The 26,345-nt window shown below is 71.7% G+C and carries 28 protein-coding genes; 7 read left to right on the top strand and 21 right to left on the bottom strand.

Annotation, left to right across the window (positions count from 1 at the left end; all coding sequences use genetic code 11):
* Window positions 1-16 precede the first annotated feature (16 nt).
* Together tsf and rpsB are read right to left on the bottom strand one after the other, a co-directional pair.
* Window positions 17-832: a translation elongation factor Ts gene (tsf, locus tag ACLJQE_RS39220; RefSeq protein ID WP_093952258.1), complete on the bottom strand. Its 816-nt coding sequence runs from the start codon at window positions 830-832 to the stop codon at window positions 17-19.
* Between the two features lie 90 nt (window positions 833-922).
* Entirely contained in the window at window positions 923-1,822 is a 900-nt protein-coding gene (gene rpsB, locus ACLJQE_RS39215; protein WP_410644687.1) for a 30S ribosomal protein S2, read from the bottom strand.
* A 1,332-nt stretch (window positions 1,823-3,154) separates the two neighbouring features.
* On the opposite strand from rpsB, the gene ACLJQE_RS39210 reads away from it, so the two are divergent.
* A complete protein-coding gene (locus tag ACLJQE_RS39210) occupies window positions 3,155-3,649 on the top strand; it encodes a M23 family metallopeptidase (protein WP_410644819.1) in 495 nt (164 codons plus the stop codon).
* Here ACLJQE_RS39210 and ACLJQE_RS39205 read toward each other — a convergent pair whose 3' ends face one another.
* The 19 genes from ACLJQE_RS39205 to ACLJQE_RS39115 form a co-directional block, all read right to left on the bottom strand.
* On the bottom strand, window positions 3,650-4,498 hold the full coding sequence (locus tag ACLJQE_RS39205; RefSeq protein ID WP_410644686.1) for a FliA/WhiG family RNA polymerase sigma factor: 849 nt from the start codon (window positions 4,496-4,498) through the stop codon (window positions 3,650-3,652).
* A gap of 109 nt (window positions 4,499-4,607) precedes the next feature.
* Entirely contained in the window at window positions 4,608-5,588 is a 981-nt protein-coding gene (locus ACLJQE_RS39200; RefSeq protein WP_410644685.1) for a tyrosine recombinase XerC, read from the bottom strand.
* A 103-nt stretch (window positions 5,589-5,691) separates the two neighbouring features.
* Window positions 5,692-6,834, bottom strand: coding sequence for a DNA-processing protein DprA (gene dprA / locus ACLJQE_RS39195; RefSeq protein WP_410644684.1), 1,143 nt, complete (start codon window positions 6,832-6,834; stop codon window positions 5,692-5,694).
* Between the two features lie 436 nt (window positions 6,835-7,270).
* Window positions 7,271-8,782 (bottom strand): YifB family Mg chelatase-like AAA ATPase, encoded by a 1,512-nt coding sequence (locus tag ACLJQE_RS39190; protein WP_410644683.1) that lies wholly within the window; start codon window positions 8,780-8,782, stop codon window positions 7,271-7,273.
* Window positions 8,782-9,159, bottom strand: coding sequence for a YraN family protein (locus ACLJQE_RS39185; RefSeq protein WP_410644682.1), 378 nt, complete (start codon window positions 9,157-9,159; stop codon window positions 8,782-8,784). The genes ACLJQE_RS39190 and ACLJQE_RS39185 overlap by 1 nt, the downstream gene beginning before the upstream one ends.
* Before the next feature lie 454 nt (window positions 9,160-9,613).
* The gene (locus tag ACLJQE_RS39180; RefSeq protein WP_003096226.1) at window positions 9,614-9,937 is read right to left on the bottom strand and encodes a DUF2469 domain-containing protein; all 324 of its coding nucleotides are present in this window, start codon (window positions 9,935-9,937) and stop codon (window positions 9,614-9,616) included.
* Window positions 9,934-10,776, bottom strand: a complete 843-nt coding sequence (locus tag ACLJQE_RS39175) for a ribonuclease HII (protein WP_410644818.1) — start codon at window positions 10,774-10,776, stop codon at window positions 9,934-9,936. Before ACLJQE_RS39175 ends, ACLJQE_RS39180 begins: the two co-directional genes overlap by 4 nt.
* A gap of 89 nt (window positions 10,777-10,865) precedes the next feature.
* Entirely contained in the window at window positions 10,866-11,804 is a 939-nt protein-coding gene (gene lepB / locus ACLJQE_RS39170) for a signal peptidase I (protein WP_410644681.1), read from the bottom strand.
* Between the two features lie 31 nt (window positions 11,805-11,835).
* The gene (gene rplS / locus ACLJQE_RS39165; protein WP_086855881.1) at window positions 11,836-12,204 is read right to left on the bottom strand and encodes a 50S ribosomal protein L19; all 369 of its coding nucleotides are present in this window, start codon (window positions 12,202-12,204) and stop codon (window positions 11,836-11,838) included.
* A gap of 166 nt (window positions 12,205-12,370) precedes the next feature.
* Window positions 12,371-13,117, bottom strand: coding sequence for a tRNA (guanosine(37)-N1)-methyltransferase TrmD (gene trmD, locus ACLJQE_RS39160; RefSeq protein ID WP_410644680.1), 747 nt, complete (start codon window positions 13,115-13,117; stop codon window positions 12,371-12,373).
* Window positions 13,117-13,632 carry a ribosome maturation factor RimM gene (rimM, locus tag ACLJQE_RS39155; RefSeq protein ID WP_410644679.1) on the bottom strand — a complete coding sequence of 172 codons (516 nt, stop codon included), beginning with the start codon at window positions 13,630-13,632 and terminating at the stop codon, window positions 13,117-13,119. The genes trmD and rimM overlap by 1 nt, the downstream gene beginning before the upstream one ends.
* Before the next feature lie 19 nt (window positions 13,633-13,651).
* The gene (locus ACLJQE_RS39150) at window positions 13,652-13,891 is read right to left on the bottom strand and encodes an RNA-binding protein (protein ID WP_003103110.1); all 240 of its coding nucleotides are present in this window, start codon (window positions 13,889-13,891) and stop codon (window positions 13,652-13,654) included.
* Window positions 13,888-14,331 carry a 30S ribosomal protein S16 gene (rpsP, locus tag ACLJQE_RS39145; protein WP_020644460.1) on the bottom strand — a complete coding sequence of 148 codons (444 nt, stop codon included), beginning with the start codon at window positions 14,329-14,331 and terminating at the stop codon, window positions 13,888-13,890. Before rpsP ends, ACLJQE_RS39150 begins: the two co-directional genes overlap by 4 nt.
* A 171-nt stretch (window positions 14,332-14,502) precedes the next feature.
* Window positions 14,503-15,306: a CPBP family intramembrane glutamic endopeptidase gene (locus ACLJQE_RS39140; RefSeq protein ID WP_410644677.1), complete on the bottom strand. Its 804-nt coding sequence runs from the start codon at window positions 15,304-15,306 to the stop codon at window positions 14,503-14,505.
* Window positions 15,307-15,406: 100 nt separating this feature from the next.
* Complete coding sequence (locus tag ACLJQE_RS39135; protein ID WP_410644676.1) at window positions 15,407-16,132, bottom strand: CPBP family intramembrane glutamic endopeptidase; 726 nt, start codon at window positions 16,130-16,132, stop codon at window positions 15,407-15,409.
* Window positions 16,133-16,178: 46 nt separating this feature from the next.
* Window positions 16,179-17,255: an amidohydrolase family protein gene (locus tag ACLJQE_RS39130; protein WP_410644675.1), complete on the bottom strand. Its 1,077-nt coding sequence runs from the start codon at window positions 17,253-17,255 to the stop codon at window positions 16,179-16,181.
* A complete protein-coding gene (gene ffh / locus ACLJQE_RS39125; protein ID WP_410644674.1) occupies window positions 17,252-18,796 on the bottom strand; it encodes a signal recognition particle protein in 1,545 nt (514 codons plus the stop codon). Before ffh ends, ACLJQE_RS39130 begins: the two co-directional genes overlap by 4 nt.
* Window positions 18,797-19,278: 482 nt before the next feature.
* Window positions 19,279-20,151, bottom strand: a complete 873-nt coding sequence (locus ACLJQE_RS39120; protein ID WP_410644673.1) for a Ku protein — start codon at window positions 20,149-20,151, stop codon at window positions 19,279-19,281.
* Window positions 20,152-20,203: 52 nt separating this feature from the next.
* On the bottom strand, window positions 20,204-20,566 hold the full coding sequence (locus tag ACLJQE_RS39115) for a hypothetical protein (protein WP_103343707.1): 363 nt from the start codon (window positions 20,564-20,566) through the stop codon (window positions 20,204-20,206).
* Window positions 20,567-20,687: 121 nt separating this feature from the next.
* Here ACLJQE_RS39115 and ACLJQE_RS39110 point away from each other — a divergent pair, with 121 nt between their 5' ends.
* The 6 genes from ACLJQE_RS39110 (at window position 20,688) to ACLJQE_RS39085 (ending at window position 26,337) form a co-directional block, all read left to right on the top strand.
* Window positions 20,688-21,275, top strand: a complete 588-nt coding sequence (locus tag ACLJQE_RS39110) for a TetR/AcrR family transcriptional regulator (RefSeq protein ID WP_410644672.1) — start codon at window positions 20,688-20,690, stop codon at window positions 21,273-21,275.
* Window positions 21,276-21,298: 23 nt separating this feature from the next.
* The gene (locus tag ACLJQE_RS39105; protein WP_410644671.1) at window positions 21,299-22,051 is read left to right on the top strand and encodes a glucose 1-dehydrogenase; all 753 of its coding nucleotides are present in this window, start codon (window positions 21,299-21,301) and stop codon (window positions 22,049-22,051) included.
* 327 nt (window positions 22,052-22,378) lie between these two features.
* Entirely contained in the window at window positions 22,379-23,683 is a 1,305-nt protein-coding gene (locus tag ACLJQE_RS39100) for a diguanylate cyclase (protein WP_410644817.1), read from the top strand.
* Between the two features lie 62 nt (window positions 23,684-23,745).
* On the top strand, window positions 23,746-24,354 hold the full coding sequence (locus tag ACLJQE_RS39095) for a TetR/AcrR family transcriptional regulator (RefSeq protein WP_410644670.1): 609 nt from the start codon (window positions 23,746-23,748) through the stop codon (window positions 24,352-24,354).
* Window positions 24,351-25,013 carry a VC0807 family protein gene (locus ACLJQE_RS39090; protein ID WP_410644669.1) on the top strand — a complete coding sequence of 221 codons (663 nt, stop codon included), beginning with the start codon at window positions 24,351-24,353 and terminating at the stop codon, window positions 25,011-25,013. Before ACLJQE_RS39095 ends, ACLJQE_RS39090 begins: the two co-directional genes overlap by 4 nt.
* Window positions 25,006-26,337: an FAD-dependent oxidoreductase gene (locus tag ACLJQE_RS39085; protein ID WP_410644668.1), complete on the top strand. Its 1,332-nt coding sequence runs from the start codon at window positions 25,006-25,008 to the stop codon at window positions 26,335-26,337. The genes ACLJQE_RS39090 and ACLJQE_RS39085 overlap by 8 nt, the downstream gene beginning before the upstream one ends.
* Window positions 26,338-26,345 lie beyond the last annotated feature (8 nt).

The raw sequence follows: 26,345 nt of genomic DNA, 5'->3' as shown, positions 1-26,345 counted from the left end.
ACGCCCGGACCTGGCCTCAGGCCTGGCCGACCTCGAAGCGCGCGAACTTGGTCAGCGTCACGCCGGCCTCGTCGAGCAGGGCCTTGACGGTCTTCTTGTTGTCCTTGACCGACGGCTGCTCGAGCAGCACGTTGTCCTTGTAGTAGGCGTTGACCTTGCCCTCGATGATCTTCGGCATGGCCTGCTCCGGCTTGCCTTCTTCGCGGGCGGTCTGCTCGGCGATGCGGCGCTCGTTCTCGACGATCTCGGCCGGCACCTCGTCGCGGGTCAGGTACTTCGCGCGCAGCGCGGCGACCTGCATGGCGGCCCCACGGGCGGCCTCGGCGTCGTCACCGGTGAACTCGACGAGCACACCGACGGCCGGCGGCAGGTCGGAGCCGCGGCGGTGCAGGTAGGTCGCGGTCTGGCCTTCGAAGGCCACGACGCGGCGCAGCTCGAGCTTCTCGCCGATGCGGGCCGACAGCTCCTGGACGACCTCGTTGACGGTCTTGCCCTCGAGCTCGGCACCCTTGAGCGCCTCGACGTCGGAGGTCTTGACGGTCTTCGCGACCTCGACGATCTTCGCGGCGAGCGCCTGGAAGTCGGCGTTCTTCGCGACGAAGTCGGTCTCGGAGTCGAGCTCGATGAGGACGCCGCCCTCGCCGGTGACCAGGCCCTCGGCGGTGGCGCGCTCGGCGCGCTTGCCGACGTCCTTGGCACCCTTGATGCGGAGGAACTCGACGGCCTTGTCGAAGTCGCCGCCGTTCTCCTCGAGGGCCTTCTTGCAGTCCATCATGCCGGCGCCGGTCATCTCGCGCAGGCGCTTCACGTCAGCGGCGGTGTAGTTCGCCATTCTGGTAAATCCGTCCTTTGCAGGAAATCTGTGGGTTGCTACACCCGTGCGGCCGGGCCACGGGGGCACGGCCGCACGGGCGGTGGAGCATCAGGAGGAGGCGGTCGCCTGCTCGGTGGCGGCCTCGACCGGCGCCTCGGCGACAGCGGCCTCGGTCGCGTCGGCAGTGGCGTCGGCCGCGGCCGTCGCGTCGGCGGCGGCGGTCTCGGAGCCGGCGAGCAGCTCCTTCTCCCACTCGGCCAGCGGCTCGTCGGCGGCGACGCCCGGCTCCGGCTTCGTGTCGGCGGAAGCACCGTTGCGGCTGGAGCGCTGCATCAGACCGGCGGCCGCGGCCTCGGCGACGACCTTGGTCAGCAGCGCGGCCGAGCGGATGGCGTCGTCGTTGCCCGGGATCGGGTAGTCGACCTCGTCCGGGTCGCAGTTGGTGTCCAGGATCGCGACGACCGGAATGTTGAGCTTCCGAGCCTCGCCGACGGCGATGTGCTCCTTCTTCGTGTCGACGATCCACACGATGCTCGGCACCTTGGCCATGTCGCGGATACCGCCGAGGGTCTTCTCGAGCTTGTCCTTCTCGCGGGTCAGCGTCAGGATCTCGCGCTTGGTGAGACCTTCGAAGCCGCCGGTCTGCTCCCGCGACTCGAGCTCCTTCAGGCGGAGAAGACGCTTGTGCACCGTCTGGAAGTTGGTCAGCATGCCGCCGAGCCAGCGCTGGTTCACGTAGGGCATGCCCACGCGCGAGGCTTCGGCCGCGATGGCTTCCTGAGCCTGCTTCTTCGTGCCGACGAACATGATGGTGCCGCCGTGCGCGACGGTTTCCTTGATGAACTCGTACGCACGGTCGATGTAGGTCAGCGTCTGCTGCAGGTCGATGATGTAGATGCCGTTGCGCTCGGTGAAGATGTAGCGCTTCATCTTCGGGTTCCACCGGCGGGTCTGGTGCCCGAAGTGCACGCCGCTGTCGAGCAGCTGCTTCATGGTGACGACGGCCATTGCCGGAATCACACCTCTTCTGTGTAGTGCGCGCTCGCGGTGCTGCCGCGGACGCGCTGCTCGGTTTGTCGCTCCCGGCCGGGTGGCCGTTCGCCCTGGTACCCGTGCCGGCGCCCGGACCCCGGGAGTGAGGACCCCCGAGGACCGCCGGACCCCGTGCGCTCGCCCGGCTGTTTCCAGACCGGGGAACGCGCACGTGCACGCGAAGTCAGCCCGCTGAAACGGACCGCGCAGAAGATTCTACCCCCTCCCACCACCCCCTCCCCCACTGGCGGCCGCTGGGCCCCGCAGTTGTCCACATCGGGTTCGGTTATCCACAGATTCGGCTTCGGCTCCCCACGAGGCAGCGGCGTACCGCACGCTGGAGCCATGGAGTCGATCATGCAGGCCCGGCACTGGACGCCGCGGTGGTTGGTGGGTGCGATTGCGCTGGTCATGGCCGTTTTCGGAGGGGTGTTCGCGAGTGGAGAGGTGGGTGTCAGGGCGGCGGGAGCGGGGCCTTGGGGAGGTGCGGCGCCCGTGTCGGCGGCGCTGGGGATGGATGCCGCCCGGAAGGAGGAATCCCGGCCACCACGCGCGGCGACAGAGCCATGGACGGGCGGCTTGGCACCGCCGGCCCCCCGCCCGCCCGAGCCGGCGGAGCCTCAGGCAGTTCGCCTGGCACCACTTCCGCCAGGCATCCGCGTCCCCGCCCCAGTGGCAGCGAAGCCCCCGGCAGGCGACCCGGCACTTGTGCCAGGCATCCCCCTCCCCGAGCCAGTGGCAGCGGAGCCTCAGGCAGTTCGCCTGGCACTACTTGTGCCAGGCATCCGCCTCCCCGAGCCAGCGGCAGCGAAGCCCCCGGCAGGCGACCCGGCACTTGTGCCAGGCGTCCACCTCCCCGAGCCAGTGGCAGCGAAGCCCCGGGCAGGCGACCTGGCACCACCACGGCAGAGCGCACGGCTCGCCGAGCCGGCAGCCGCGAAGCCCCCGGCACCACTCCCGCCAGGCATCCACCTCCCCGAGCCAGCGGCAGCGAAGCCCCGGGCAGGCCGCCTGGCACCACCACGGCAGAGCGCAGCAGGGCTCACCGAGCGGCCGGTCGTCGAACATCGGGCAAGAGCCATCGCCCCGCCGCCGCCAGGTGCCCGCCTCCCCGAGCCGGCGCCGGCCCCACCTCGGGCAGGTGACCTCGCGCCACCCGCGGCGGAGCCGTTCCGGTGGCCGGCCGAGGTGGCATCACTCGAGTCCGGCGCGAGTCGGCTCACCACCGCTGCGAGCCCGGCGTCAGCCGAGCTCGCAGCTTCCTCGGTGGCCGCGCGGGGACCGGCCGTGCCGTGGGCGGTCGCGCTCATGGTCGTCCCGGCGTGGCCGGCTTCGGGTGCAGCCGAACCTGGGGCGAGCAGTTCCCTCACCGCGCGGCAATCGCGGCTCGCCTGGCCGCTGTCACCCGTTCCGGTGATCACCAAGTATTTCGACGCCCCGGAGACACCCTTCGGCCCCGGACATCGCGGAGTCGACCTGGCCGCCGTGCCCGGGCAGGACGTGCTGGCCGCCGATGCGGGTGTCGTCGTCTTCGCCGGCTTGGTGGCCGGGCGGCCCGTGCTGTCCGTCGACCACGACGGTGGCCTGCGGACCACCTACGAGCCCGTCGCAGCAAAAGTGGCCGTGGGCGAACAGGTCTACCGCGGCCAGGTGCTCGGCACCGTCCTCGCCGGACATCCCGGCTGCTCGGTGGCAGCGTGCCTGCACTGGGGCGTGCGGCGGGGCGAGGAGTACGTCGACCCACTCGCGTTGACCGGCGAGGTCGGCGAATACCGGCTCAAGCCGTGGGGAGGTGGTCGGTGATCAGGTGCCGGTCTGCTCGACCAGCTTGGCGCGCAGCCGCATGACCGCCCGCGTGTGCAGTTGGCTGACCCGCGACTCCGTGACCCCGAGGACCTTGCCGATCTCGGCGAGGGTCAGGCTCTCGAAGTAGTAGAGGCTGACCACGATCTTGTCCCGCTCGGTGAGCTGCGCGATCGCCTGGGCGAGCTGGCGGCGGTTGTCCTGGTCGACGAGCACCGCGACCGGGTCGACGGCGTCGTCGTCGGGCAGCGTGTCGACCAGTGAGCCGCTGTCCTTGCCCGCGGCCACCAGGTCCTCCAGCGCGACGACGCTGGTGAGCTGCAGCTGACCGTAGAAGTCGCGCAGGTCGTCGAGGCCGATGCCGAGTTCGGCGGCGAGCTCCGCGTCGGTCGGGGTGCGGTGCAGACGGGCGCCGAGGCGTTCCATCGCGCGCTCGGCCTCCTTCGCCTTGCTGCGGACCGCGCGCGGCACCCAGTCCTGCGAACGGAGGTCGTCGAGGATGGCGCCGCGGATGCGCTGCATCGCGTACGTCTCGAAGCGGAGGCCTCGCTCGGGGTCGAACTTCTCGATCGCGTCGACGAGCCCGAAGATCCCCGACTGCACGAGGTCGCCCACGTCGATGTGCGTGGGCAGGCCGGTGCCGACCCGGCCGGCGACGTACTTGACGAGCGGGGCGTAGTGCAGCACGAGCCGATCGCGCGACGCCTGGTCCGGGCTGTCGGCGAACTGCTGCCACAGAGCCGCGATCCCGGCGTCGACGTCGTAGCCGGCCCGGGTCTCCGCGGGCGCGGCAGCCTCACCGTGAGTGGTCACTCCGGCGGCTTCGGTCACGTGCGGGCCTGCGGTCATTGCACAGTCGTTCTCGGCATGCGGCTCAGTGTCGTCTCCGTGCTCGTGCGGATGCGCGTGCGCCGCCGGGCCTGCTGGTGACGACCCCGGCGAGCCTCCCCCGGCCGCCTCAGGCCCTGGGGTGCGCTCGGTCATGGATCGCTTTCAACCGGTCGACGGTCACATGAGTGTAGAGCTGCGTCGTGGCAAGCGTAGCGTGACCAAGCAGTTCCTGAACGCTCCTGAGATCGGCACCCCCTTCGAGCAGATGTGTCGCGGCGGAATGCCGCAGGCCGTGGGGCCCCATGTCGACTGCTCCGGGCACCGCGGTGACGGCGTCGTGCACGACGCGCCGCACCGCACGCGGGTCGACGCGTTTGCCCCGGACCCCGAGGAAAAGCGCGGGTTCGGCGCTCTCACCACCGCTTTCGGCGATGATCTTCGGCCGTCCCTCGTCGATCCAGTCCGCGAGCGCCCCCGCCGCCGGAACGCCGAACGGGACGACGCGTTCCTTGCCGCCCTTCCCCAGCACCGTTACGACACGACGGGAGAAGTCGGCCTCACCGACGTCCAGCCCGCACAACTCGGACACGCGGATGCCGGTCGCGTAGAGCAGCTCGACGATCGCACGATCACGCAGGGCGACCGGATCACGTTGCGCCGCCCCGGCGGCCGACGCCTGCATGACCTCCCCCGCCTGCCCGGCCCGCAGCACCCCCGGCAGGGTGCGGTGCGCCCGGGGGGCGGCGAGCCGGCCGCCCGGGTCCGTCGCCAGGACGCCGGTGCGGTGCGCCCAGGCGGTGAACGTCCGGGCCGAGGCGGCCCGCCGCGCGAGCGTCGTCCGGCTCGCCCCACCGGACTGCTGGGCGGCGAGCCACGCGCGCAGCCGCGCGAGGTCGAGCGCCGCGACCTCACTGCCCCCGTCGACGACGAACCCCAGCAGCGACACCGCATCGCCGACGTACGCCCGGACGGTGTGCGCGGACAGGCCGCGTTCGAGCCCGAGGTGCCGTTCATAGGCGGTGATGACGGCCCGCACGGGCTCGGGCAACGCGGCCCGGAGCGCGCGCAGGTCGGGACGGCGGGCCCGGCCGGAGCGTGGTGGCGGCATGGATGTCACGCTGCGCGAACAACCGCCTTCGGTCAAGGATCGCCACGCGGCCCCACCGGACCGGCCGAACGTCGTCGATGATTTCGCCCGGATTTCGTCGTCTTCACGCGCTTTCCTTCCGCCGTCGCCAGCCGGATTCCCCACGGACGGCGAATCCGTCGATTTCCAGTTCGGGAAGCAGTGCCCGCACTCGCCGCAAGGGGAGCCCGGATTCGGCCGCGACCTCGGCCTCGGACCGGTCGGCGCGCACCGCCAGTGCCTCGAAAGCGCGCAACGCCTCGGGCCCCAGCCGATCGGTGCGCCGTTTCGCACGGCCTGAGACGGTGGGCTCGGCGATACCGAACCGCCCGACCGTCTCGAGGACTTCGTCGACGGTCGAGACCAGTGTTGCCTTGGCGTCGCGGATCAGGTCGTGACAGCCGGCGGACATGCCGGACGACACCGGCCCGGGCAGGGCCATCACCACCTTGCCGAGGGCGCCGGCGGTGCTCGCGGTGTTGCGGGCGCCGCTGCGCCGTCCCGCCTCGACCACCAAGGTGCCCTCGGTGAGGGCGGCGATGAGCCGGTTGCGAACGAGGAAGCGGTGCCGCGCCGGCGAGGTGCCGGGCGGGTATTCGCTGACGACGGCGCCACCGGAGCGGACGATCCGGCTCAGCAAACTGACGTGCCCCGCCGGATAGCCGGCATCGACAGCGCATCCCAGCACGGCGACGGTGACCCCCTCGGCGGCGAGTGCGCCACGGTGCGCCGCCCCATCGATGCCGTAGGCGGCGCCCGAGAACACGGGCACGCTCCGGCCGGCCAGTCCGAAGGCGAACTCGGCGGCGTGGTGCTCGCCGTAATCGGTGGCAGCACGAGCACCGACGACGGCCACGGCCCGATCGGCGGCGGTGCCGAGCGCCACGTCCCCGGCAACCCACAACGCCAAGGGCGGCACGGCTTCGGCGACGCCTCGCCGGGCCGCGAGGTCCAGGGCGAGCAGCGGCCAGGCGGGCCACTCGTCATCCTCGGGCACAACCAGGCGAGCCCCGGCCCCCGCAGCTCGCGCGAAATCCTGGTCGACGAGGTCGTAGCCCCGTCGAGCCTCGGTTGCTTTGAGCACTTCGGCGGGGCAGTCGCCACGCCGAACCCGCGCGGCTGCCGCAATCGGCCCGTGCTCGGCAACGAACGCCACGAGGGCGGGCGCCGGTGGCTCGGCCACCCGCAGCAGGTACGCGCGAGCCTGCCGCAGCTCATCGACGCTCACGCTGCCACCCGCTCTCGAAAACCCAGCCGCACGGGCGCCGCAACGAAGGTGACCACGACAGATGGCGGCAGCTCGGCCACCTGCCTCCGAAAGGCCGACCTCCGCCTCGGATCGTGGCGAGTGCTGACAGCAGTGGAAGCCGCCGCCGGGAGCTCGGCCATCTGCTCCTGAGCGGCCGATATCCACCTCCGCTCGTGGCAGGCGTCGACAACGACGGGAGCCGACACCGGCAGCTCCGCCGTCCGCCTCCGAGAGGCCGACGTCCGCCTCGGCTTGTCGTGGGTGAGGACCGCAACAGAAGGCGGTGCCGGATGCTCGAACGCTCGCTCGCCCGAAGCCGAGAGCCCGTGCTCGGCGATGAAGGCGACGAGGGAGGGCGCTGGTGGCTCGGTCACGAACGAAACGCAAGCGTGAGCCTGCCGCGGGCGGTGGGGGCTCATGCCACCACCCGCTCTCGGAAGGCCAGCGCTGCGCTGACTTGCTCGGCTCCGGGGCGGGGCTCGCCGTCGAGGTCGGCCAGGGTCCAGGCGATGCGCAAGCAGCGGTCGGCGCCGCGGCCGCTGAGGGCGCCGCGGTCCATGGCTCGGTCCAGCAGCGCCGTTGCGTCGGCGGGCAGGGCGAACTCACGGCGGAGTGCCGGTCCGGGCACCTCGGAGTTGGACAGCCAGCCGTGGGCGCTCCAGCGTTGTGCTGCGCGCTCACGTGCTGCGAACACCCGCCGGCGCACCGCCTCCGATGGCTCCGCCGCACCGGTGTCGTGGGCGCTGATCGCGCTCAGCGGACGCAACCGGACCCTCAGGTCGACGCGATCGAGCAGCGGTCCGGAGAGCTTGGAGAGGTAGCGGCGGCGGGCGTTCGGTGAGCACACGCAGTCCGACTCCTTCGGCGGCGCGCACGCACACGGGTTGGTGGCCAGCACGAGCTGGAACCGTGCGGGGTAGGTGATCGATCCCTTGACCCGGGAAATGCGGACCTCGCCCTCCTCCAGGACCGTCCGGAGCGATTCGAGGCACTGCGCGCCGAATTCGCAGACCTCGTCGAGGAACAGGACGCCGCGGTGCGCGCGGCTGATCGCACCCGGCGCGGCCATTCCGCTGCCGCCGCCGATCAGCGCCGGCAAGGAGATCGAATAGTGCGGGGCCACGAACGGTGGGACGGTGACCAGCGGCGACGACTTCGACAGCGAACCGTCGACGGAGTGGACCGCGGTGACCTCCAAGGACTCCTCCGGCGTCAGCTGTGGGAGGAGACCGGGCAACCTCTTTGCCAGCATCGTCTTGCCCACTCCGGGCGGGCCGGTGAGGAGGAGGTGGTGGCCGCCCGCCGCGGCGACCTCCAGAGCCCAGCGTGCCTCCGGCTGGCCGACGACGTCCGCGAGGTCCGGCACGTCGGGCGGGGTCACCGGGCCGGGTGGCTCCGGGTGGGCCAGCTCGGCTTCGCGGTTCAGCCACGCCACGAAGTCCCGCAGGTGAGGCGCGCCCGCCACTTCGATGCCGTCCACGAGGGCGGCCTCGACGAGGGAGTCCGTCGGCACGACGGCTCGTCCGTAGCCGGCCGCCCGGGCCGCCAGCAGGCCCGGGAGGATGCCGCGGACCGCGCGGATCCGGCCGTCCAGGGCGAGTTCGCCGAGCAGCACGGTGCCGAGCAGCCGGGTGGCCGGGACCGCCCCCGATGCCGCGAGCACCGCCGCCGCGATGCCCAGGTCGAAGGCGGACCCCATCTTGGGCAGGTTCGCCGGGGACAGGCCGAGGGTGACCTTGCCGTCGGGCCAGGGCTGCCCGGAATTGCGCACGGCGGAGCGGACGCGGTCCTTCGCCTCGCGCAACCCGGCGTCGGGCAGGCCCACGAGGGTGATCCGGCTCAGCCCGCCGCCGAGGTCGGCCTCGATCTCGATCACCCGGCCGTTGATGCCGAGGAGACCGGCCGACCAGGCTTTGGCGATGGGCATCAGAACGCCGCCTCGATGTGCTGGAGCCGCGGGCGGGTGCCCGGCTCGGCGAGGATCGTGACGACGTCGTAGCGCACGGGGCACCAGCCGAGCCGGAACTCGCGGAGCCAGCGTTGGGCGGCTCGGCGGACGCGGCCGGCCTTCTCCTCGGTGACCGTCTCCGTCGGGAGGCCGAATTCGGTGCCGGAGCGAGTTTTCACCTCGCAGACGATGATGCGGGTGCGGTCGGTGAAGACGAGGTCCAGCTCGCCTTCGCGGCAGCGCCAGTTGCGGGCCAGCAGGACGAGGCCGCGGCCCCGGAGGTAGCCGAGGGCGATGTCCTCGCCCCAGGCGCCCAGGTCGCGGCGGTGTCTTGCGAGCTCGTCGGTGCCCGTCATCGTGTTCGCCCCTCGTCGGTTCGCGCCCTGTCACCGGGGCGGTCCCGGCGATCACGGTGCGTGTGCATTCGACGATGCCAGCGGGCGGACGGGGTTCACCAGACCCGGATCGCGGAGCTGTGGACAACTGGGGTGTTGGGGACAACTGGTCCACGGAACACCGCTGATGCGCCCCAGGGGTCGGTGCGGTGTGCTAGGCGGCGACCGCCGACCTGGTGCAACGCGGCGATCGAAAGGCCGGCTCGCGTGCTTGAAGGGTCGGCTCGCGTGATTGGGGCGTCGACACGCGTGATTGAAGGGTCGACTCGCGAACGGAGACGGAGGACGCGCGTACCTGAAGGGTCGGGTTGCGTACCCAGAGGGTCGACTCGCGTGCCTGGGGGGTCGGGGCGTGGGGCTGGAGGGTGGACCGCGCCGGCTCGTCCGGTGAGGGTGAGCCGGCGCGGTGGGCGGGTCAGCCCGAGAACGGGCCGTCTTCGGGGAGGCGGAGGTCCGGCTTGTCCAGCTCCTCCACGTTGACGTCCTTGAACGTGATGACCCGGACGTGCTTGACGAAGCGGGCCGGGCGGTACATGTCCCAGACCCACGCGTCGGACATGCGGACCTCGAAGTACACCTCGCCGCCGCCGTCGCGGACCTGGACGTCGACCGCGTTCGCCAGGTAGAACCGCCGCTCGGTCTCCACCACGTACGAGAACTGGCCCACTATGTCGCGGTACTCGCGGTACAGCGAGAGCTCCATCTCGGTCTCGTACTTCTCGAGATCCTCTGCGCTCATGAAATCCGCGCCCCTCCTCGGGATCGTGCTGCTGCTCCGCCGGCGGAGCGTTCATTGTGACCCACACCCGCGGCCGGGGCATGCAGCGGCAGGCTGAGTTGTGGCTCTAATGCCTCGTCGAGGACCGCGGCCAGGCCGGCCGCGCCGGGCGGCTCCACGGCCTTCTCCAACGCCGCGTACGTCAGCAGGACCGGCCGCGCGGGCCGCAGGCCGTGCTTGACGGCCACGGTGGCCACGTTCGTGTAGGACCAGCGGTGGACGTCGCTGGGGCCGTGTTCGCGCAGCGCCGCCAGGTGGTCGGACGTGCTGTATCCCTTGTGGACGTCGAACCCGTACTGCGGGAAGTCGTCGTGGTAGCCCGCCATGATGCGGTCCCGCGTCACCTTCGCCAGCACCGACGCGGCCGCGATGCAGGCCACCGAACGGTCGCCCTTGATGACCGCCGTGTTCGGGGCCGTCAGGCCCGGCACGCGGAAGCCGTCGGTGAGGAGGTAGCCCGGCTGCACGCGCAGGGCCGCCGCCGCGCGGCGCATGCCCTCCAGGTTCATCACCCGGATGCCGTAGAAATCGACCTCTTCGGTCGGGATGACGATCACCGAGTAGTCGACGGCCCGGGCGAGGACCAGGTCGTAGACCCGGTCGCGCGCCTTGGCCGTCATCATCTTCGAGTCCGTCAGCTCGGCCAGCTTCGCCGCGTCGCCCTGCTTGAGCACGCAGGCCGCGACCACCAGCGGCCCCGCGCACGCTCCGGCGCCGGCTTCGTCCACGCCGGCGACCGGACCGAGGCCACGGCGGTCGAGCGCGCCCTGCAGACCCCAGAAGAGGTCGCCGCGCACCACGGCTCGCGGTGGCCGGATCGGCTCGGCCGCCGTCAGGGGAACGGGAAGTGTCAAGGCTGGATCACCCGTCTGCCGGCAAGGTCGGGTGGCTAGGAGTTCCGCCCGGCCGCCCGGCGCAGTCCGGACTTGAGCTTGCGGCCGACGAACAACGCCGGCCACGCCGCCGCGATCCCGGCGCCGAGCGGGAGCCCGCTCTGCCAGGCCGGCGCACCCAGTGCCACCGGCTGCGCCGCCTCCTGCGGGTTGTGGTCGGTGATGCCGCCCCACCGGCCCGGCGGCAGGACGATGATCCGCGCCTTCCCGATGATGTTGTCGACCGGGACCGCGCCGTTCACGCCGCCGCCGCCCTGGAACCGGGAGTCGTCGGAGTTGTTGCGGTTGTCCCCCATGACCCAGACCATTCCGGCGGGGACCTTGACCGGGTCGAAGGTCCGCTGCTCCTGGGCCGACGGGTCTTCCCAGTAGATGTACGGCTCGTCGAGCGCTTTGCCGTCCACGATCACGCGGCCCTGCGGGTCGCAGCACTGGACGGTCTGGCCGCCGACCGCGATCACCCGCTTGACGAAGTCGCGCTCGTCCGGCGGGGCGAACCCGACCAGCGAACCGAGCCCTTGGATGGCGCGGACGACGATGTTGCCCGATTCCTCGGGCGCGATCTCGTTGTTGATCCACGCCTGCGGGCCCTTGAACACGATCACGTCGCCCGGCGAGGGCTCGGTGAAGTCGTAGGTGACCCGGTCGACGAGGATCCGGTCACCGTGGCAACCGGGGCACCCGTGCAGGGTGGCCTCCATGGACCCCGAGGGGATCATGAAGACCTTCGCGAGGAATGTCTGGATCAGGATCGTGAGCACCAGGGCGATCACGAGCAGGATCGGCAGTTCCTTCCAGAACGACCTTTTCTTGGCGGGCTTGGCACGCCGCCTGCGGGATCCCCCGCGCTCCTCGGATCGGGACCGCCTCGGCTGGTCCTCCTCGGAGCGATCGGGGTCATCCTCGGGAGCGTTCTGGGACACGGGTTCGGCCACGTCGTCAGGCTACCGGTAACGGGGTGGTGACTCAGTTAGCCGACGCCGTCTCGCGGTTCTCGCGACGCTCCTTGATCTTGGCCTTCTTGCCGCGGAGGTCGCGCAGGTAGTACAGCTTCGCGCGCCGCACGTCACCGCGCTTGTGGACCTCGACCTCGGCGATGTTCGGCGAGTGCACCGGGAAGGTGCGCTCCACGCCGACGCCGAAGGAGACCTTGCGAACGGTGAAGGTCTCCCGGATGCCGCCGCCCTGACGGCGGATCACGACGCCCTGGAAGACCTGGTTGCGCTCGCGGTTGCCCTCGATGACGCGGACGTGCACCTTGAGCGTGTCGCCCGGGCGGAAGTCCGGGATGTCGGAACGCAGCGACTGCTTGTCCAGCGCGTCCAGGGTGTTCATCGGTGGTCCGTCCTCGTCTTCGTATGGCTTGCGTACACGTCCCCGGGCGCGCAACGGTGCCGCTGCGGGCGACCCAGGGGGCTGATGGCGGGCTCATGGACGACGAGGTCCACTCACGCCAACCTGTCAAGTATTGCAGACCCTGTCGGCTGTCAAATAACCGGCCCTAAGCCTGCTCGGGGTCCAAGCCCTCGAGGACCCCGTGATCGTGCTTGTCGAGACTACCTTCCGGCAGCCGCGCCAGGAGATCCGGGCGGCGGCGGGCCGTGCGCTCGAGGGCCTGGTCACGCCGCCAGCGGTCGATCAGCGCGTGGTTGCCCGACCGCAGCACGTCCGGCACGGCCAGGTCCCGCCAGACCTCCGGGCGCGTGTAGCTGGGCCCCTCGAGCAGGCCGTCGGAGAACGAGTCCTCGGCGGCCGAACGCGCGTTGCCGAGCACGCCGGGCAGCAGCCGGACGACGGCCTCGACGATGACCAGCACCGCCGCCTCGCCGCCGACCAGCACGTAGTCGCCGATCGACACCTCGTCGACCGGCATCCGGCGGGCCGCGTCGTCGACGACCCGCTGGTCGATGCCTTCGTAGCGACCGCAGGCGAAGACCAGGTGCTTCTCCGCCGCGTAGGCGTGTGCCAGTTCCTGCGTGAACGGCCGGCCGGCCGGCGTCGGGACGACGAGCCGCGTCTCGGGACGGCAGACCTCGTCCAGCGCCGGGCCCCAGATCTGGGGCTTCATGACCATGCCGGGGCCGCCGCCGTACGGCGCGTCGTCGACCGCGCGGTGGACGTCGTGGGTCCAGTCGCGCAGGTCGTGCACGCCGACCTCGATGAGGCCGCGGTCGATCGCCCGGCCCAGCAGCGCGGCACGCAGCGGGTCGAGGTATTCGGGGAAGATCGTGACGACGTCGATCCGCATCAGGCGTCCAGGAGCCCTTCCGGCGGGTCGAGGACGACCCGGCCGCCCGCGACGTCCACGGTGGGGACGATCGCGCGGACGAACGGCACGAGCACCTCGCGGCCCTCGACGTCGAGCTCCAGCAGCTCGCCCGCGGGCGAGTGCACGACCTCGACGACCGTGCCCACGACCGTGCCGTCGGCCAGCTCGGCCCGCAGGCCGGCCAGCTCGTGGTCGTAGAACTCGTCGGGGTCCGAGGTCGGCGGCAGCGTGTCGGTGTCGGCGAGCAGGAGGGCGCCCCGCAGCGTCTCGGCGACGTCGCGGGTCGGGACCTCCTCGAAACGCACCAGCAGCCGCCCGCTGTGTTCGCGGGCGGCTGCGATGGTGAGTTCCCTCTTGCTGCCGTCACGCAGCTGCGTCGTGACGGCCGCACCGATCTTGAACCGCTCTTCCGGCGAGTCCGTGCGCACGTCCACCGCGAGTTCCCCGCGGATTCCGTGCGCCTTCGCGATGCGGCCGATCGCTACGACGTTCATCCTGACCGTTCCGAAAGGCTCAGCGGTCGGTGTCGACGACGTCCACGCGGACGCCGCGGCCACCGATGCCGCCCATGACGGTGCGCAGAGCGGTCGCCGTGCGACCACCCCGGCCGATCACCTTGCCGAGGTCGTCGGGGTGCACGTGCACCTCGAGCGTGCGGCCACGGCGCGTGGTCAGCAGCTCGACCCGGACCTCGTCCGGGTTGTCGACGATCCCGCGCACCAGGTGCTCGAGGGAGTCCGCGAGGAAACTCACTCGGACTTCTCGCCCTCAGCGGCCTCCGCCTTCTCGGCCTCGGCCTTCTTCGGGGCGGACTTCTTCTTCGGCGTGGTGGCCTCGGTGGAGGGCTCCTCGCCGGCCGCGGCCAGTGCCGCGTTGAACAGGTCCTGCTTGGACGGCTTCGGCTCGGCCACCTTCAGGGTGCCCTCGGCGCCCGGCAGGCCCTTGAACTTCTGCCAGTCACCGGTGATCTCCAGCAGGCGCTGGACCGGCTCGGTCGGCTGGGCACCGACGTTCAGCCAGTACTGGGCGCGCTCGGAGACGACCTCGATCAGGCTCGGCTCTTCCTTCGGGTGGTACTTGCCGATCGTCTCGATGGCCTTGCCGTCCCGGCGGGTGCGCGCGTCGGCAACGATGATGCGGTAGTACGGCGCACGGATCTTGCCGAGGCGCTGCAGCTTGATCTTGACGGCCACGGGTGTGGGTTCTCCTCGAATCTCTCTGGTGCTGGGCTGGGCGCACGCGGGCCGAGTGGGGACACGGACGCGGGCACCCGAAGGTCAGGAGCTTTCGCACGGTGAGAGGGTCCGGCGGAAGCAGGCAGTGCACCATTCTGCCAGACGGCGCTTCCGGGACCGGAAACAGGCCTAGAAAGAGGCCACGCCGAGCGCTCCGAGCAGGATGGTCAGCGCCGGCAGGAAGTTGTTCACCTGGTGCGCGATGATGCTGCCGGGCAGGCGGCCGGTGACCAGCCGCACCAGGCCGATCGGCACCGCGATGACCAGCAGCAACGTCGTCCTCAGCGGCTCGAGGTGACTCGCCGCGAAGACCGCCGTGGAGAGCAGGAACGCCGCCACGCGGCCCCAGCGCTCGCTGCGCCACTGCAGCTGCTCGGCGGCGCCCCAGAGCAGGCCGCGGTAGATGATCTCCTCGCAGATCGGGCCGAGCAGCCAGAGGTAGACGAACATCACCAGCGCCGCGGAAATCGACATCCGGCGGTCCTCGACCAGCGCGCTGATCGCCGACGTCGCGTTGGCGTCGCCGACCAGCCGCGTCCACAGGTAGGCGGCGAGGGTGGTGAAGACGAGCCCGACGCAGCCGTACCGCAAGCCGGTCTTCACGTCGGCCCAGCGCCACTCGAGCCGCAGGTCGACGACGGGCCCGTTGCCCCGCACGTAGGTGATCAGCACCGCGACGGCGGCCGCGATCATCGTCGGCAGCATGGTGCCGAGCAGCACGACGCGCATCGGCAGCGGGCCGGGGCCGGTGTCGCCGACGAGGACCGACACGAAGGCCGCGGAAGACAGCAGCACGACCTCGACGAGCAGGAAGGCCCCGAAACCCCACCGGTGCCGCGGCGCGGGCGGCAGGAAGGCGGTCGCGGCGGGCTCCTCCGGTTCGGGGAACGGTGTCGCGTCGGGAGCCGGGTCCCGGGGCTGGGAAGTGGTCACGCCTTGCCCTCCGCGTCGCTCGGCTCCAGATGTCGAGCCTAGCGGCCGGGATCTGATCTCACAGTATCCGTCCAGCTACTGTCCATCGATCTTCGCAACGTCAGTGGGCGACGAACAGGAGCACCGCGGGCGGGAGGTTGTTGGCCGCGTGGGCGATCACCCCGGCGCCGACCCGGCCGGACAGGTGCCGGGCCAGTCCCATCGCGATGCCCTGGCCGAACAGGGCGATGGTGCGGGTCGGCTCGCCGTGCAGCTGGGCGAACACGAGCGAGGTGAGCACGAGCACCGCCCACGGCGGGACCCGGTGGACCGACAGCGCGTTCCACAGCGTGCCGCGGACCAGCAGTTCCTCGGTGAGCGGCGCGCCGGCGATGACGATCACCGCCGCGAGCACCAGCCACACCGTGTCGCCTTCGAAGGTGTCGGCGAGGTCGCTCAGCGGGCTGTCGGAGACGTCGTCGGCGCCGTAGACCGCGATCAGCATCAGGTTGAGCAGGTAGCCGACGACCAGCGCGAGCACCCCGCAGGCGAGGCCGATCCGGACGTCGCGCCAGGTCGGCTTGAGGCCGAAGTCGGTGCGCAGCCCCTGTCCCCACCGCCACGAGCCCACCGCCGGGCCGAGGCCGAGCAGCAGGTTGGGGACGAACGCCAGCAGCAGGAGCGGGCCGATGTCGTGCAGCTCGAGGGGGTCGAACTCGCCGACGTTGCGGTTGACCGCCGCGGCGATGATCAGGTTGGCCAGGTAGTAGCCGGCGATGCCCGCGAAGAACGCCACGAAACACCAATGCGCCCCGAGCACGCGCCGTGCGCCGTCGTCGTCCGTCACGCATCCCACGCTAAAGTGCCGCCCCCACAACGAAATCAGCGGGGGTCTAGGCGTACACGACGCCGCCGAGCACGATGTGCGACGGATGCCGGAGGACGCCCAGGTCCTCGCGCGGATCGCTCGGGTAGACGAGCAGGTCGGCGGGCGCGCCATCGGCGATGCCGGGGTGGCCGAGCCAGTCGCGGGCGGCCCAGGACGCGCTCGCGAGGGCCTGCTCGCGCGTCATGCCGGCGCGGTGGAGGGCCTCGATCTCGTCGACGAGCCTGCCGTGCTCGACCATGCCCCCGGCGTCGCTGCCCGCGAAGACGCGTACGCCGGCTTCGATGGCCGAAGCGACCATCTCGCCGACACCGGCGTGCAACGCGCGCATGTGGGCCGCGTAGGCCGGGTACTTGCCCGCCTTGTCCGCGATCCCGGGGAAGTTCTCGATGTTGATCAGCGTCGGGACCAGGGCGACGTCGTGGCGGGCCAGCTCGGCCAGCTGATCGGCGCTCAGGCCGGTGCCGTGCTCCAGGCAGTCGATGCCGGACGCGATCAGCCCGGGCAGTGCCGCTTCGCCGAACACGTGCGCGGTGACGCGGGCGCCGTGGTCGTGCGCCACCTTGACGGCTTCGGCGAGGATGTCGTCCGGCCACAGCGGGGCCAGGTCGCCCACGCCGCGGTCGATCCAGTCACCGACGAGCTTGACCCAGCCGTCGCCGTCCCGTGCCTGGCCGGCGACCGCGTCCGGCAGCTGCGCCGGGTCGTCCAGCTCGATGCCGAGCCCGGGGAGGTACCGCTTGGTCAGCGCGAGGTGCCGCCCGGCGCGGATGATCGTGGGCAGGTCCGCCCGCCGCTGCAGCGGACGGACGTCGATCGGCAGGCCGCAGTCGCGGATGAGCAGCGTGCCGGCCTGCCGGTCGGTGACCGCCTGGGCGGCCGCTTCCCCGAGCGACACGGGGCCGCCGACGCCGATGCCGGGGTGGCAGTGCGCGTCGACCAGGCCGGGCACGAGGAAGACGTCCCGGCCGAGGCTCTCGGCGTCCGGCACCGGCTCGAAGGAGATCCGGCCGCCGGTGATCCACAGCTGTCCCGGCTCGCCGCCGGGCAGGATCGTCCCGGCGGCGTGCAGCGCGGTGCTCAATTGTCCTTGGGGTCCTTCGGCAGCTTGAACTTCGAGGGGTCGAAGCCCGGGATGTCGTTCATGCCGCCGAGCTGCGACAGGTCGGGCATCCCGCCACCCGGCCCGCCACCGCCCGGGGGCAGCATCGGCATGCCGCCGGGGAAGCCGCCGCGGATCTTGGGCTGGGTCGGGCCGCGCCCGCCCTTCTTGCCCTTCTTGCCCTTGCGGGTCTTGGAGCCGCCACCCCCGCCGCCGAACCCGAACCGGCCTGCCATCTGCGCCATCATCTTGCGGGCCTCGAAGAACCGGTTGACCAGGTCGTTGACCTCGCGGACGGTGACGCCGGAGCCGTTGGCGATGCGCAGCCGGCGCGACCCGTTGATCATCTTCGGGTTGTCGCGCTCGGCCGGGGTCATGCCGCGGATGATCGCCTGCAGCTTGTCCAGGTGCTTGTCGTCGACCTGGGCCAGCTGGTCCTTCATCTGGCCGGCACCGGGCAGCATGCCGAGCAGGTTGCCGATCGGGCCCATCTTGCGGACCGCGAGCATCTGCTCGAGGAAGTCCTCCAGAGTGAGCTGGCCGCTCGACAGCTTCTCCGCGGCCTTCTCGGCCTGGTTCTGGTCGAAGGCCTGCTCGGCCTGCTCGATCAGGGTGAGCACGTCACCCATGCCGAGGATCCGCGACGCCATCCGGTCCGGGTGGAAGGTGTCGAAGTCCTCGAGCTTCTCGCCGTTGGAGGCGAAGAGGATCGGCTGGCCGGTGACCTCGCGGACGCTCAGCGCGGCACCACCACGCGCGTCGCCGTCGAGCTTGGTGAGCACGACGCCGCTGAAGCCGACGCCGTCCTGGAACGCCTGGGCCGTGGTGACGGCGTCCTGGCCGATCATCGCGTCGACGACGAACAGGACCTCGTCCGGGCGCACGGCGTCACGGATGTCCGCGGCCTGCTTCATCAGCTCTTCGTCGACACCCAGGCGGCCCGCGGTGTCGACCACGACGACGTCGTGCTGCGCGTGCTTGGCCTCGGCGATGGCGCGACGGGCGACGTCGACCGGGTCGCCGACGCCGTTGCCCGGCTCGGGCGCGAAGGTGACGACGCCGGCGCGCTCGCCGACGACCTGCAGCTGCGTGACGGCGTTCGGGCGCTGGAGGTCACAGGCGACCAGCATCGGCGCGTGGCCCTGCTTCTTCAGCCACATCGCGAGCTTGCCGGCCAGCGTCGTCTTACCGGCACCTTGCAGACCGGCGAGCATGATCACGGTCGGCGGGGTCTTGGCCAGGTTCAGCCGGCGCGTCTCGCCGCCGAGGATCCCGACGAGCTCCTCGTTGACGATCTTGACGACCTGCTGCGCGGGGTTGAGCGCCTGGGAGACCTCGGCGCCCTTCGCCCGCTCCTTGATCCTCGCGATGAAGGTCTTGACCACGCCGAGGGCGACGTCGGCCTCCAGCAGCGCGATGCGGATTTCGCGCGCGGTGGCGTCGATGTCGGCGTCGGACAGCCTGCCCTTGCGCGTGAGCGTCTGCAGTGCGGCGGTGAGCCGATCGGAGAGGGTGTCGAACACGGGTGTGCACGCTCCAGCTGGGTCGATGGTGGCGCGCCGGGCTCGGCCGGCTCTGTCGAGGGTAGTCGCTCCGGGTCCCCCGCCTCGCGGGTACGCCGACCTGAGGTGAGGGACGTGCAGCTCGAACCGGCCCGGACGCGCGACGAGACCGGGGTGCGGCGCCGACGCCGAGCTGTCCCGGCGAGTCCGGGTCGCGGACGCCTGAAAGCTGCCGTGGAGACCCCTCGATCCCTCCACGGCAGCCTTCGGACACCCCCTTGGTCCCGCGCCGCCTCCCCGCGGTGCGGAACGGGTTCCGGAAACGGGCCGCTCCTCCTCCGGCCCGCCCCGGAACCCTGGCGCCCGGACGGCTCACCTCCCCAGGGGCCGTCCGGACTTCCCCCCTCGCCAGCGATCCGGTACTCGCTGACAGGAGGAAGTCTGCCGCGCCGGGGACGGCGGGTTGAGTGTGAGAACCCTCAATTACCCGTGGGTAGTAATACTCAGGGAGTCTTCGTGTGGCTGCGCGTGGCGGCTCGCTTCGCCGTCGTACGTGCCTTCGCGGCCCTCGAAGCAGCCGCCTTGGCTTTCGTGACGGCCGCGTTGCGCGCGTCCTCGGCTTCGGCGGCGCTCTCCTGCAACGCCGCCAGCAGGCGGGTGACGCCCTCGGTCTGCTCGGCGGCCGTCGGCTGGACGACCTCGGCCCCGTCGATCTTCGCCTGGACCAACGCCTGGAAGGCCTCGCGGTAACGGTCGGGGTACCGGCCGGGGTCGAACTCGCCGGTCAGCTCCTCGACCAGGTTCACCGCGCGCCGCAGCTCGCCCGGCCGGATGTCGACGTCGGCGTGCCGGAACGGGAAGTCCGGGGTGCGCACCTCGTCCGGCCACCGCATCGTCTCCAGCACGATCACCTGGTCGCGCACGCGCAGCGCACCGAGCGTCTCGCGGCGGCGCAGGGCGACCGTGACCAGCGCGAGCCGGCCCGACTGCTGGAGCGCCTCGCTGAAGAGCACGTACGGCTTGGTGCCCGCCGGTTCGGGTTCGAGGTAGTAGCTCTTCGCGAACCAGAGCGGATCGACGTCGCCCAGGGGCGCGAAGCCGCGGATGGCGATCGTGCGGCCGGGTGTCGGGAGCGACGCCAGCTCGTGGTCGGACAGCAGGACGACGTCGCCACCCGGGACGGGGTAGCCGTGGACCATCTCCCCGGGCGGTATTTCGGCGCCGTCGACCTCGCACACGCGCTTCACCCGGACGCGGCCGCCGTCGGCCTCGTGCACCTGGTGCAGCGGGAGTTCCCGCTCCTCGGTGGCGCTGTACGCCTTCACCGGGATGGCGTAACTGCCGAACCCGATCGTGCCCGTCCACATCGCGCGCATCCGTGCCACCTCCGCAGCTTCAGGCTAGACAGCGGCCGCGGCGGATCGACAGCTACAAACGGGTGTCAGGTGCCACGGATTCGCTCACACATTCGAACGACGGCGTGACTTCGTCGAGGGCCTCCGCCGAGCACCGGGAGGCGATCGCGGCCGCGCGGAGCACCTCGGTGACCACCTCGACGTCCAGCGGCGGGGCCGCGGCGAGGGCCGCCGAACCGCCTTCGACGCGGGCGGCGAGCCCGGCGAGCGCGTGGGAGATGGCTTCCTGGCCGGCGACCAGCTGGGCGACGACGTCGGTGAGCTCGGCCGTCGTCGCTCCCGGCCCGCCGCAGCGCAGGCCCGCGGCGAGTTCCTCGGCGCAGGAGCGCAGGTGAGTGGCGACGACGGTCGGCGGCAGCGTCAGCCGATCCTGCATCGCTCACCCCCTCGCGCCGGTCCGAGCAGACATAGTGCCACCGCACGCGGCGTCACCGGACGCGACACACCGCCGCCCGCATATTTGACCGATCGTTCTCGATGTGGCTAGGGTTTCGATCATGTCCCGGGTCAAGGAGTTCGACGTCGGCGAAGCCTGCGACAGCGCACTCACGCTGTTCCGGCGCCAGGGGTACGAGGCGACGTCGGTCAGCGACCTCGTCACGCACCTCGGCGTCGCCAAGGCCAGCCTGTACGCCACCTTCGGCACGAAGCACGACCTGTACCTCACGGCGTTGAAGCGCTACACGGAACGAACGGACGCGCGGGTCATGGCCCAATTGTCGGAGCCGGGTTCCGGCGTGGCCGCGGTGCACCGGCTCTTCGACGGCTACACGGCGGAAATCCTGGGCGACGAAACGAGAATGGGCTGCTTCGTCGTCAACGCGGCGATCGAGCTGCTCCCCCACGACCCCGAAGTCGCCCGGCTGGTGGAACGCAGCTGGGACACCCTCGAGGTCGCGCTCACCATGGCACTGGAACGCGCGAAGGCCCTGGACGAGCTACCGAGCGGCAGCGACCCGGCGACACTGGCGCGCTTCCTGCTCACGATGCTCCAGGGACTGCGGGTCCTCGGCAAGGGCACCGATGCGGCGAGCCGGGTGACCGCGGCCGTCTCCCAAGCCATGCGACTCCTTATACAAGAATGATCGGACCAGAAAGAAGGACCACGATGGGGGCACGTTTCGCGGGCAAGGTCGTCCTGGTGACAGGCGGCGGCTCGGGCATCGGACGGGCGACGGCGCGGGCATTCGCGGGCGAAGGCGCGACGGTGGTCGTCGCCGGGCGCGACGGGCAGCGGCTCGAGTCGGCGGTGCGGGAAATCGGAGGCGGCGCGAGCGCGGTGACCGTCGACGTCACCGACTCCGCGGACGTGGCGCGGATGGTGGAGACGGTCGTCGCGCGGCACGGCGGGCTGGACGTCGCGTTCAACAACGCGGGCATCCTCGGATCACCGGCGGCGGCCGCGGACCTCGACGAGGCCGGCTTCGGCGCGGTGCTGGACACGAACGTCACCGGGACGTGGCTGTGCCTGAAGCACGAGGTCGCGCACATGCGGGCGCACGGCGGCGGCGCGATCGTCAACATGGCGTCGAACATCGGCGCGCACGGCAGGCTGCCGAACATGGCGGCCTACGCGGCGTCGAAAGCCGCGGTGAGTGCGCTGACCAGGACGGCGGCGCGCGACCACATCGCCGACGGCGTCCGCATCAACGCCGTCAGCCCGGGCGCGACCGACACGGAGATGTCCCTGCGCCCCGGCGAGACGGACGCCGGCCGGGCCGCGCGGCTGAAGGACGCGATCCCGCTGGGCCGGGTGGGCGCCACCGCCGAAGTGGCCGCCGCGGTGCTGTGGCTGGCTTCGGACGAAGCCGCGTTCACCGTGGGGCACGACCTGGTGGTCGACGGCGGCGCGACCGCCTGAGCGGTCCCACCCGGGCCGGCGGATGGGGGTCGGCCGGATCCTCCTCCGGCGGGAATTCACGACTCACGGTTACGCATGACAGCTCTCCTCTCGGGCGCAGGTGAACGGGGTCGCAGCGGTTCAGGACTCGCGGTTGCGCATGACGGCCTCCCTCCGGCGGTTCGCGCGGACTTACGGGGACTCGGGGCGTCAGGACTCGCGGTTGCGCATGGCGGTGCCCTCCCTTCACTGCTCCGAACGTGTGGCAATCATCGATCGCGGCCGCCCGGTGTGGTGGGGTGGAACGCGGATCGTCGGATCACCCAGGGGAGTTGCACCGCCTTGAGTATGGACGGCGCCCGTCCGGCCCCACCCCGCGCGGGACGGATCCGTGGGGCGCTCAACCCTGCTCGCTGGGCCCTCTGGCGGCAACGCGGGTCGCTGATCTTCTACTGCTTCCTCGTCGAGTCCGTGGCGCTCGCCGCCACCGGCTGGGCCGCCCTCGCCGTTCCCGTGCGCGGGTGGGACCTGGCCGTCTTCGCCGTCCTCGCGAGCCTCGGGGTGCTGCAGGCCGAGCTGGGCCGGAAGATCGAACGCGTCCGCCGTCTGGTGTCGGACACCCCGCACATCAACCTGACGTCGGTGTGGACGTTCGGCGGCGTGCTGCTCCTGCCGCCCGCGCTCGTCACCGCGCTGATCGCCGTCCTCTACGCGCACCTGGCGACGCGCAGCCTCGCGCGGATGAAGCGCGTCCCGCCGTTCCGGACGACGCTGAACGCGACGCTGGTCGTCGTCACCTGCTACTCGGCCGAGCTCGTGCTGGTCCGCCTCGGCGTCCCGGACATGTACGCGGCGCTGACGGCGGGTTGGCGCGGCGTCACCGCCATCACGCTGGCCGCGGTGACGTACTTCCTGGTCGCGGCGATCACGATCGTCCCGGCGCTGACCATCACCCGACGCACGGTCAAGGCGTTCTTCGGCGGTCTCGGCGACAACCTCCTGGAAGTCGCGACGCTCTGCCTGGGCCTGCTCACCGCGTTGACGCTGGCGACGCTGCCCGCGCTCGCCGTGGCGATCGTGCCGCCGCTGCTGGTGCTGCACCGCGCCGTGCTGATCAAGCAGCTGGAGATCGCCGCGACGACCGACGAGAAGACCGGCCTGTTCAACACGACCGGGTGGCACCTGCTCGCTTCGCGTGAACTGGCCCGCGCCCAGCGCAACACGCGCAGCACGTTCGGCGTGCTCATGATCGACCTGGACCACTTCAAGCTCATCAACGACGAGCACGGGCACCTCGCGGGCGACACCGTGCTGCGCGCGGTCGCGGCGACGATCAAGAGCGCCGTCCGCGACTACGACTCGGTCGGCCGCTTCGGCGGCGAGGAATTCGTCGTCCTGCTGCCGGACATCGGGCCGGCAGCCGTGCTCACGGTGGCCGAGCGCATCCGGTCGGCCATCGAGTCCCTGCGCGTCGAGTACGAGGACGGCAGCCGCGTCCACGCCATCGGCGGCCTGTCCGCCTCCATCGGCGTCGCGACCTACCCGGACGGCGGCACGGCCGTCGACCGGCTGCTCCAAGCCGCCGACAAGGCCCTCTACCGGGCCAAGGACGCGGGCCGCAACCAGGTCGTCGACGGCACCGCGATCGCCTGACCCAGTCCGGCTTCCCCATGCTGACCAGGCAACTTGTCAGTTTTGCTCGGCTGAGCTAAATTTTGCTCGTGCGAGCAAAAACGTTCACCGAGTCCGGCAGGCGCGCCCAGATCGTGCGGGCGGCGATCGACGTCATCGCCGAAGCCGGCTACCTCAAGGCGTCCTTCAGCCGGATCGCGAAGCACGCCGGGCTGTCGAGCACCGGGATGATCAGCTACCACTTCGCGGGCAAGGACGACCTGCTCGAGGCGTGCGTCACCGAGATCGAAAAGATCACCGGGGCGTTCATGCAGCCGCGCATCGACGCCGCCGCCGGGCACGTTGCCCAGCTGCGCGCCTACGTCGAGGCGAACGTCGAGCTCGTCGGCGAGCACGCCACCGAAGTCCGGGCGCTGATCGACCTCGTCAAGAACGCCGGCTCGCAGAGCGACGCCGTCAACGGGCGGCTCGCCCTGTTCGAAGAGCACTTCCGCACCGGGCAGGCGGCCGGGGCCTTCGGCCCCTTCGACGCCCGCACCGCGGCCCTCTCCTTCACCGCCGGGCTCGACGCCGTCGTCGCCACCGCGGCGGCGAACGTGCCCGGACCCGCCGAGCTTTCGCGCCTCGGCCGCGAGCTCGCCGATCTGTACGTGCGGGCCACCGCACCCGAGCCCACGGGGGGAACCGAATGACGATCGAGCAGAAGACCGGACCCGACGCCGGCCTGCGCCGGGTCGTGCGCGCCAACGTGCGGAACGTCGTGTTCGAAGTGGTCGTGCCGATGGCGCTGTTCTACGGCCTGCGTGCCGCGGGGGTGAGCCAGTGGTGGGCGCTGATGGCCGGCGTGCTCGTCGCCGCGCCGTACGTGCTGTGGACGATCGCCCGCAACCGCAAGATCGACCTCGTCGCCCTGGTCACCCTCAGCGTCCTGGTGCTGTCGGTCGTGCTCGGCCTGCTGTCGGACGACCCGCGCACGCTGGTCGTCCGCGAAGGCTGGACAGCGGCGCTGGGCGGCCTCTTCGGCGCGTGGATGCTGGTCACGGTCTTCGTCGGCCGTCCGGCACAGCTGACGCTCGGCCGCACGATCGCCGAGATCAAGCGCGGTGCCGAAGGCGCGGCCGCGTGGGCGGGCCGCTGGGACACCGACGCCCGGTTCCGGCGTGGCCTGCGGATCGACACGGCCGCGTGGGGCGCGGTGCTGCTGAGCAGCGCGGTGGTGCACATCGCGCTCGTGTACACGCTGCCGATCGACCTCATCGCGCTGGTCACCAACGTGGCGTGGTTCGGCGCGCTGGCCCTGCTGATCACCTGGCACGTCTGGTACCTCCGCAAGGCGCACCTCGATGCCTGACGTGCTGGTCGCCGGCGCCGGCCCGACCGGGCTGCTGACCGCGTTCGAGCTGGAGCGCGCCGGGGTCGACGTCCTCGTCGTGGAGCGGGACGCCCGGCCGGCCACGCAGTCGAAGGCCCTCGGCCTGCAGCCCCGGTCGGTCGAGGTGCTGGCCGACCGCGGCCTGCTCGCCGCGATCGAGCCGCACGTGCGGGCGAAGCTGCCCGCCGGGCACTTCTCGGGCCTTCCCGTCGACTACACCGACCTGCCGACGCGCTTCCCGTACCAGCTCGGTGTGGAACAGGCCCACGTCGCGGCGGCGATCGAGGCGCGGCTGCGCACGCCGGTGCTGCGTGCCGCGGCCGTCACCGCCGTGACCCAGGACGACGAAGGTGTCACGGTCACCGCGGGCGGCCGCGAGCACCGGGCCGGCTGGCTGGTCGCCGCCGACGGCGGGCACAGCACGGTCCGGACGCTGCTGGGCGCCGCGTTCCCCGGCCGCCCGGCGCGGAGCTCGCTGGTCGTCGCCGATCTCACCCTGTCCGCCAAGCCCGCCGGGCTCGCTGAGGATTGGCGGCTGCCGTCGCCGGGGTCGGGCTACCTGCTGCCGCTGTCCGGCGGCCGCTACCGCACGGTCGTCTTCGGCGAGGAGCAGCAGCGGCTCGGCCGGGACGCCCCGGTCACCGCCGCCGAAGTGCAGCGGGCGCTGACCGCGGCGCACGGATCCGGGATCCTCGTGGGAGACGTGCTGTGGGCGTCGCGTTTCGGCGACGCGTCCCGGCAGCTGGAGCGCTACCGCCACGGCCGGGTGCTGTTCGCCGGCGACGCGGCACACATCCACCTGCCGGTCGGCGGCCAGGGGCTCAACCTCGGCCTGCAGGACGCGGCGAACCTCGGCTGGAAGCTGGCCGCGACGGTCCACGGCACGGCACCGGCCGGCCTGCTCGACAGCTACCACGACGAGCGCCACCCGATCGCGGCACGCGTGCTGGTCAGCACCCGGGCCCAGGCGGTGCTCGGCGTTCCGGACCCGGACGCGGCGGCGGTCCGGGCGGTGGTCACGGAGCTGCTGGCCGTGCCCGAGGCGCGCCGCGCGGTCGCCGCGGAGCTGTCGGGCATCGGGGTGAGCTACCCCGGGACGACCGGCCGCGCGGCCGACGTGCCGTCCGGCCCGGACGGCCGCGCGGTCCTGGTCGGCGCGACCGTGCCGGCCGGGTGGGCCGGACGGGTCGAGGGCCGAGAGGGGGCGGCACCTCGGCTCGTCCGGCCCGACGGGTACGTCGTGTGGGACGGCGGACCGGGCCTGGACGACGCGCTCCGCCGCTGGGTCGGCGCGCCCGCCTAGTCTCATGC

The sequence above is a fragment of the Amycolatopsis sp. lyj-346 genome (assembly GCF_046548975.1).
Classification (GTDB): domain Bacteria; phylum Actinomycetota; class Actinomycetes; order Mycobacteriales; family Pseudonocardiaceae; genus Amycolatopsis.
Note: the sequence above shows the minus strand (reverse complement) of the source record. Positions and strands in the feature narration are given on the sequence as shown.

What these genes read in the sequence shown, in the direction of transcription:
- ACLJQE_RS39190 (WP_410644683.1), bottom strand. Translation starts at nt 8,782, where the DNA reads ATGCCCATCGCCAAAGCCTGGTCGGCCGGTCTCCTCGGCATCAACGGC.
- ACLJQE_RS39180 (WP_003096226.1), bottom strand. Translation starts at nt 9,937, where the DNA reads ATGAGCGCAGAGGATCTCGAGAAGTACGAGACCGAGATGGAGCTCTCG.
- ACLJQE_RS39200 (WP_410644685.1), bottom strand. Translation starts at nt 5,588, where the DNA reads ATGCCGCCACCACGCTCCGGCCGGGCCCGCCGTCCCGACCTGCGCGCG.
- tsf (WP_093952258.1), bottom strand. Translation starts at nt 832, where the DNA reads ATGGCGAACTACACCGCCGCTGACGTGAAGCGCCTGCGCGAGATGACC.
- ACLJQE_RS39110 (WP_410644672.1), top strand. Translation starts at nt 20,688, where the DNA reads ATGTCCCGGGTCAAGGAGTTCGACGTCGGCGAAGCCTGCGACAGCGCA.
- ACLJQE_RS39085 (WP_410644668.1), top strand. Translation starts at nt 25,006, where the DNA reads ATGCCTGACGTGCTGGTCGCCGGCGCCGGCCCGACCGGGCTGCTGACC.
- rplS (WP_086855881.1), bottom strand. Translation starts at nt 12,204, where the DNA reads ATGAACACCCTGGACGCGCTGGACAAGCAGTCGCTGCGTTCCGACATC.
- ACLJQE_RS39185 (WP_410644682.1), bottom strand. Translation starts at nt 9,159, where the DNA reads ATGACGGGCACCGACGAGCTCGCAAGACACCGCCGCGACCTGGGCGCC.
- rpsB (WP_410644687.1), bottom strand. Translation starts at nt 1,822, where the DNA reads ATGGCCGTCGTCACCATGAAGCAGCTGCTCGACAGCGGCGTGCACTTC.
- ACLJQE_RS39105 (WP_410644671.1), top strand. Translation starts at nt 21,299, where the DNA reads ATGGGGGCACGTTTCGCGGGCAAGGTCGTCCTGGTGACAGGCGGCGGC.
- ACLJQE_RS39205 (WP_410644686.1), bottom strand. Translation starts at nt 4,498, where the DNA reads ATGACCGCAGGCCCGCACGTGACCGAAGCCGCCGGAGTGACCACTCAC.
- trmD (WP_410644680.1), bottom strand. Translation starts at nt 13,117, where the DNA reads ATGCGGATCGACGTCGTCACGATCTTCCCCGAATACCTCGACCCGCTG.
- ACLJQE_RS39100 (WP_410644817.1), top strand. Translation starts at nt 22,379, where the DNA reads ATGGACGGCGCCCGTCCGGCCCCACCCCGCGCGGGACGGATCCGTGGG.
- ACLJQE_RS39210 (WP_410644819.1), top strand. Translation starts at nt 3,155, where the DNA reads ATGGTCGTCCCGGCGTGGCCGGCTTCGGGTGCAGCCGAACCTGGGGCG.
- ACLJQE_RS39090 (WP_410644669.1), top strand. Translation starts at nt 24,351, where the DNA reads ATGACGATCGAGCAGAAGACCGGACCCGACGCCGGCCTGCGCCGGGTC.
- rimM (WP_410644679.1), bottom strand. Translation starts at nt 13,632, where the DNA reads ATGAACGTCGTAGCGATCGGCCGCATCGCGAAGGCGCACGGAATCCGC.
- ACLJQE_RS39120 (WP_410644673.1), bottom strand. Translation starts at nt 20,151, where the DNA reads ATGCGCGCGATGTGGACGGGCACGATCGGGTTCGGCAGTTACGCCATC.
- ACLJQE_RS39115 (WP_103343707.1), bottom strand. Translation starts at nt 20,566, where the DNA reads ATGCAGGATCGGCTGACGCTGCCGCCGACCGTCGTCGCCACTCACCTG.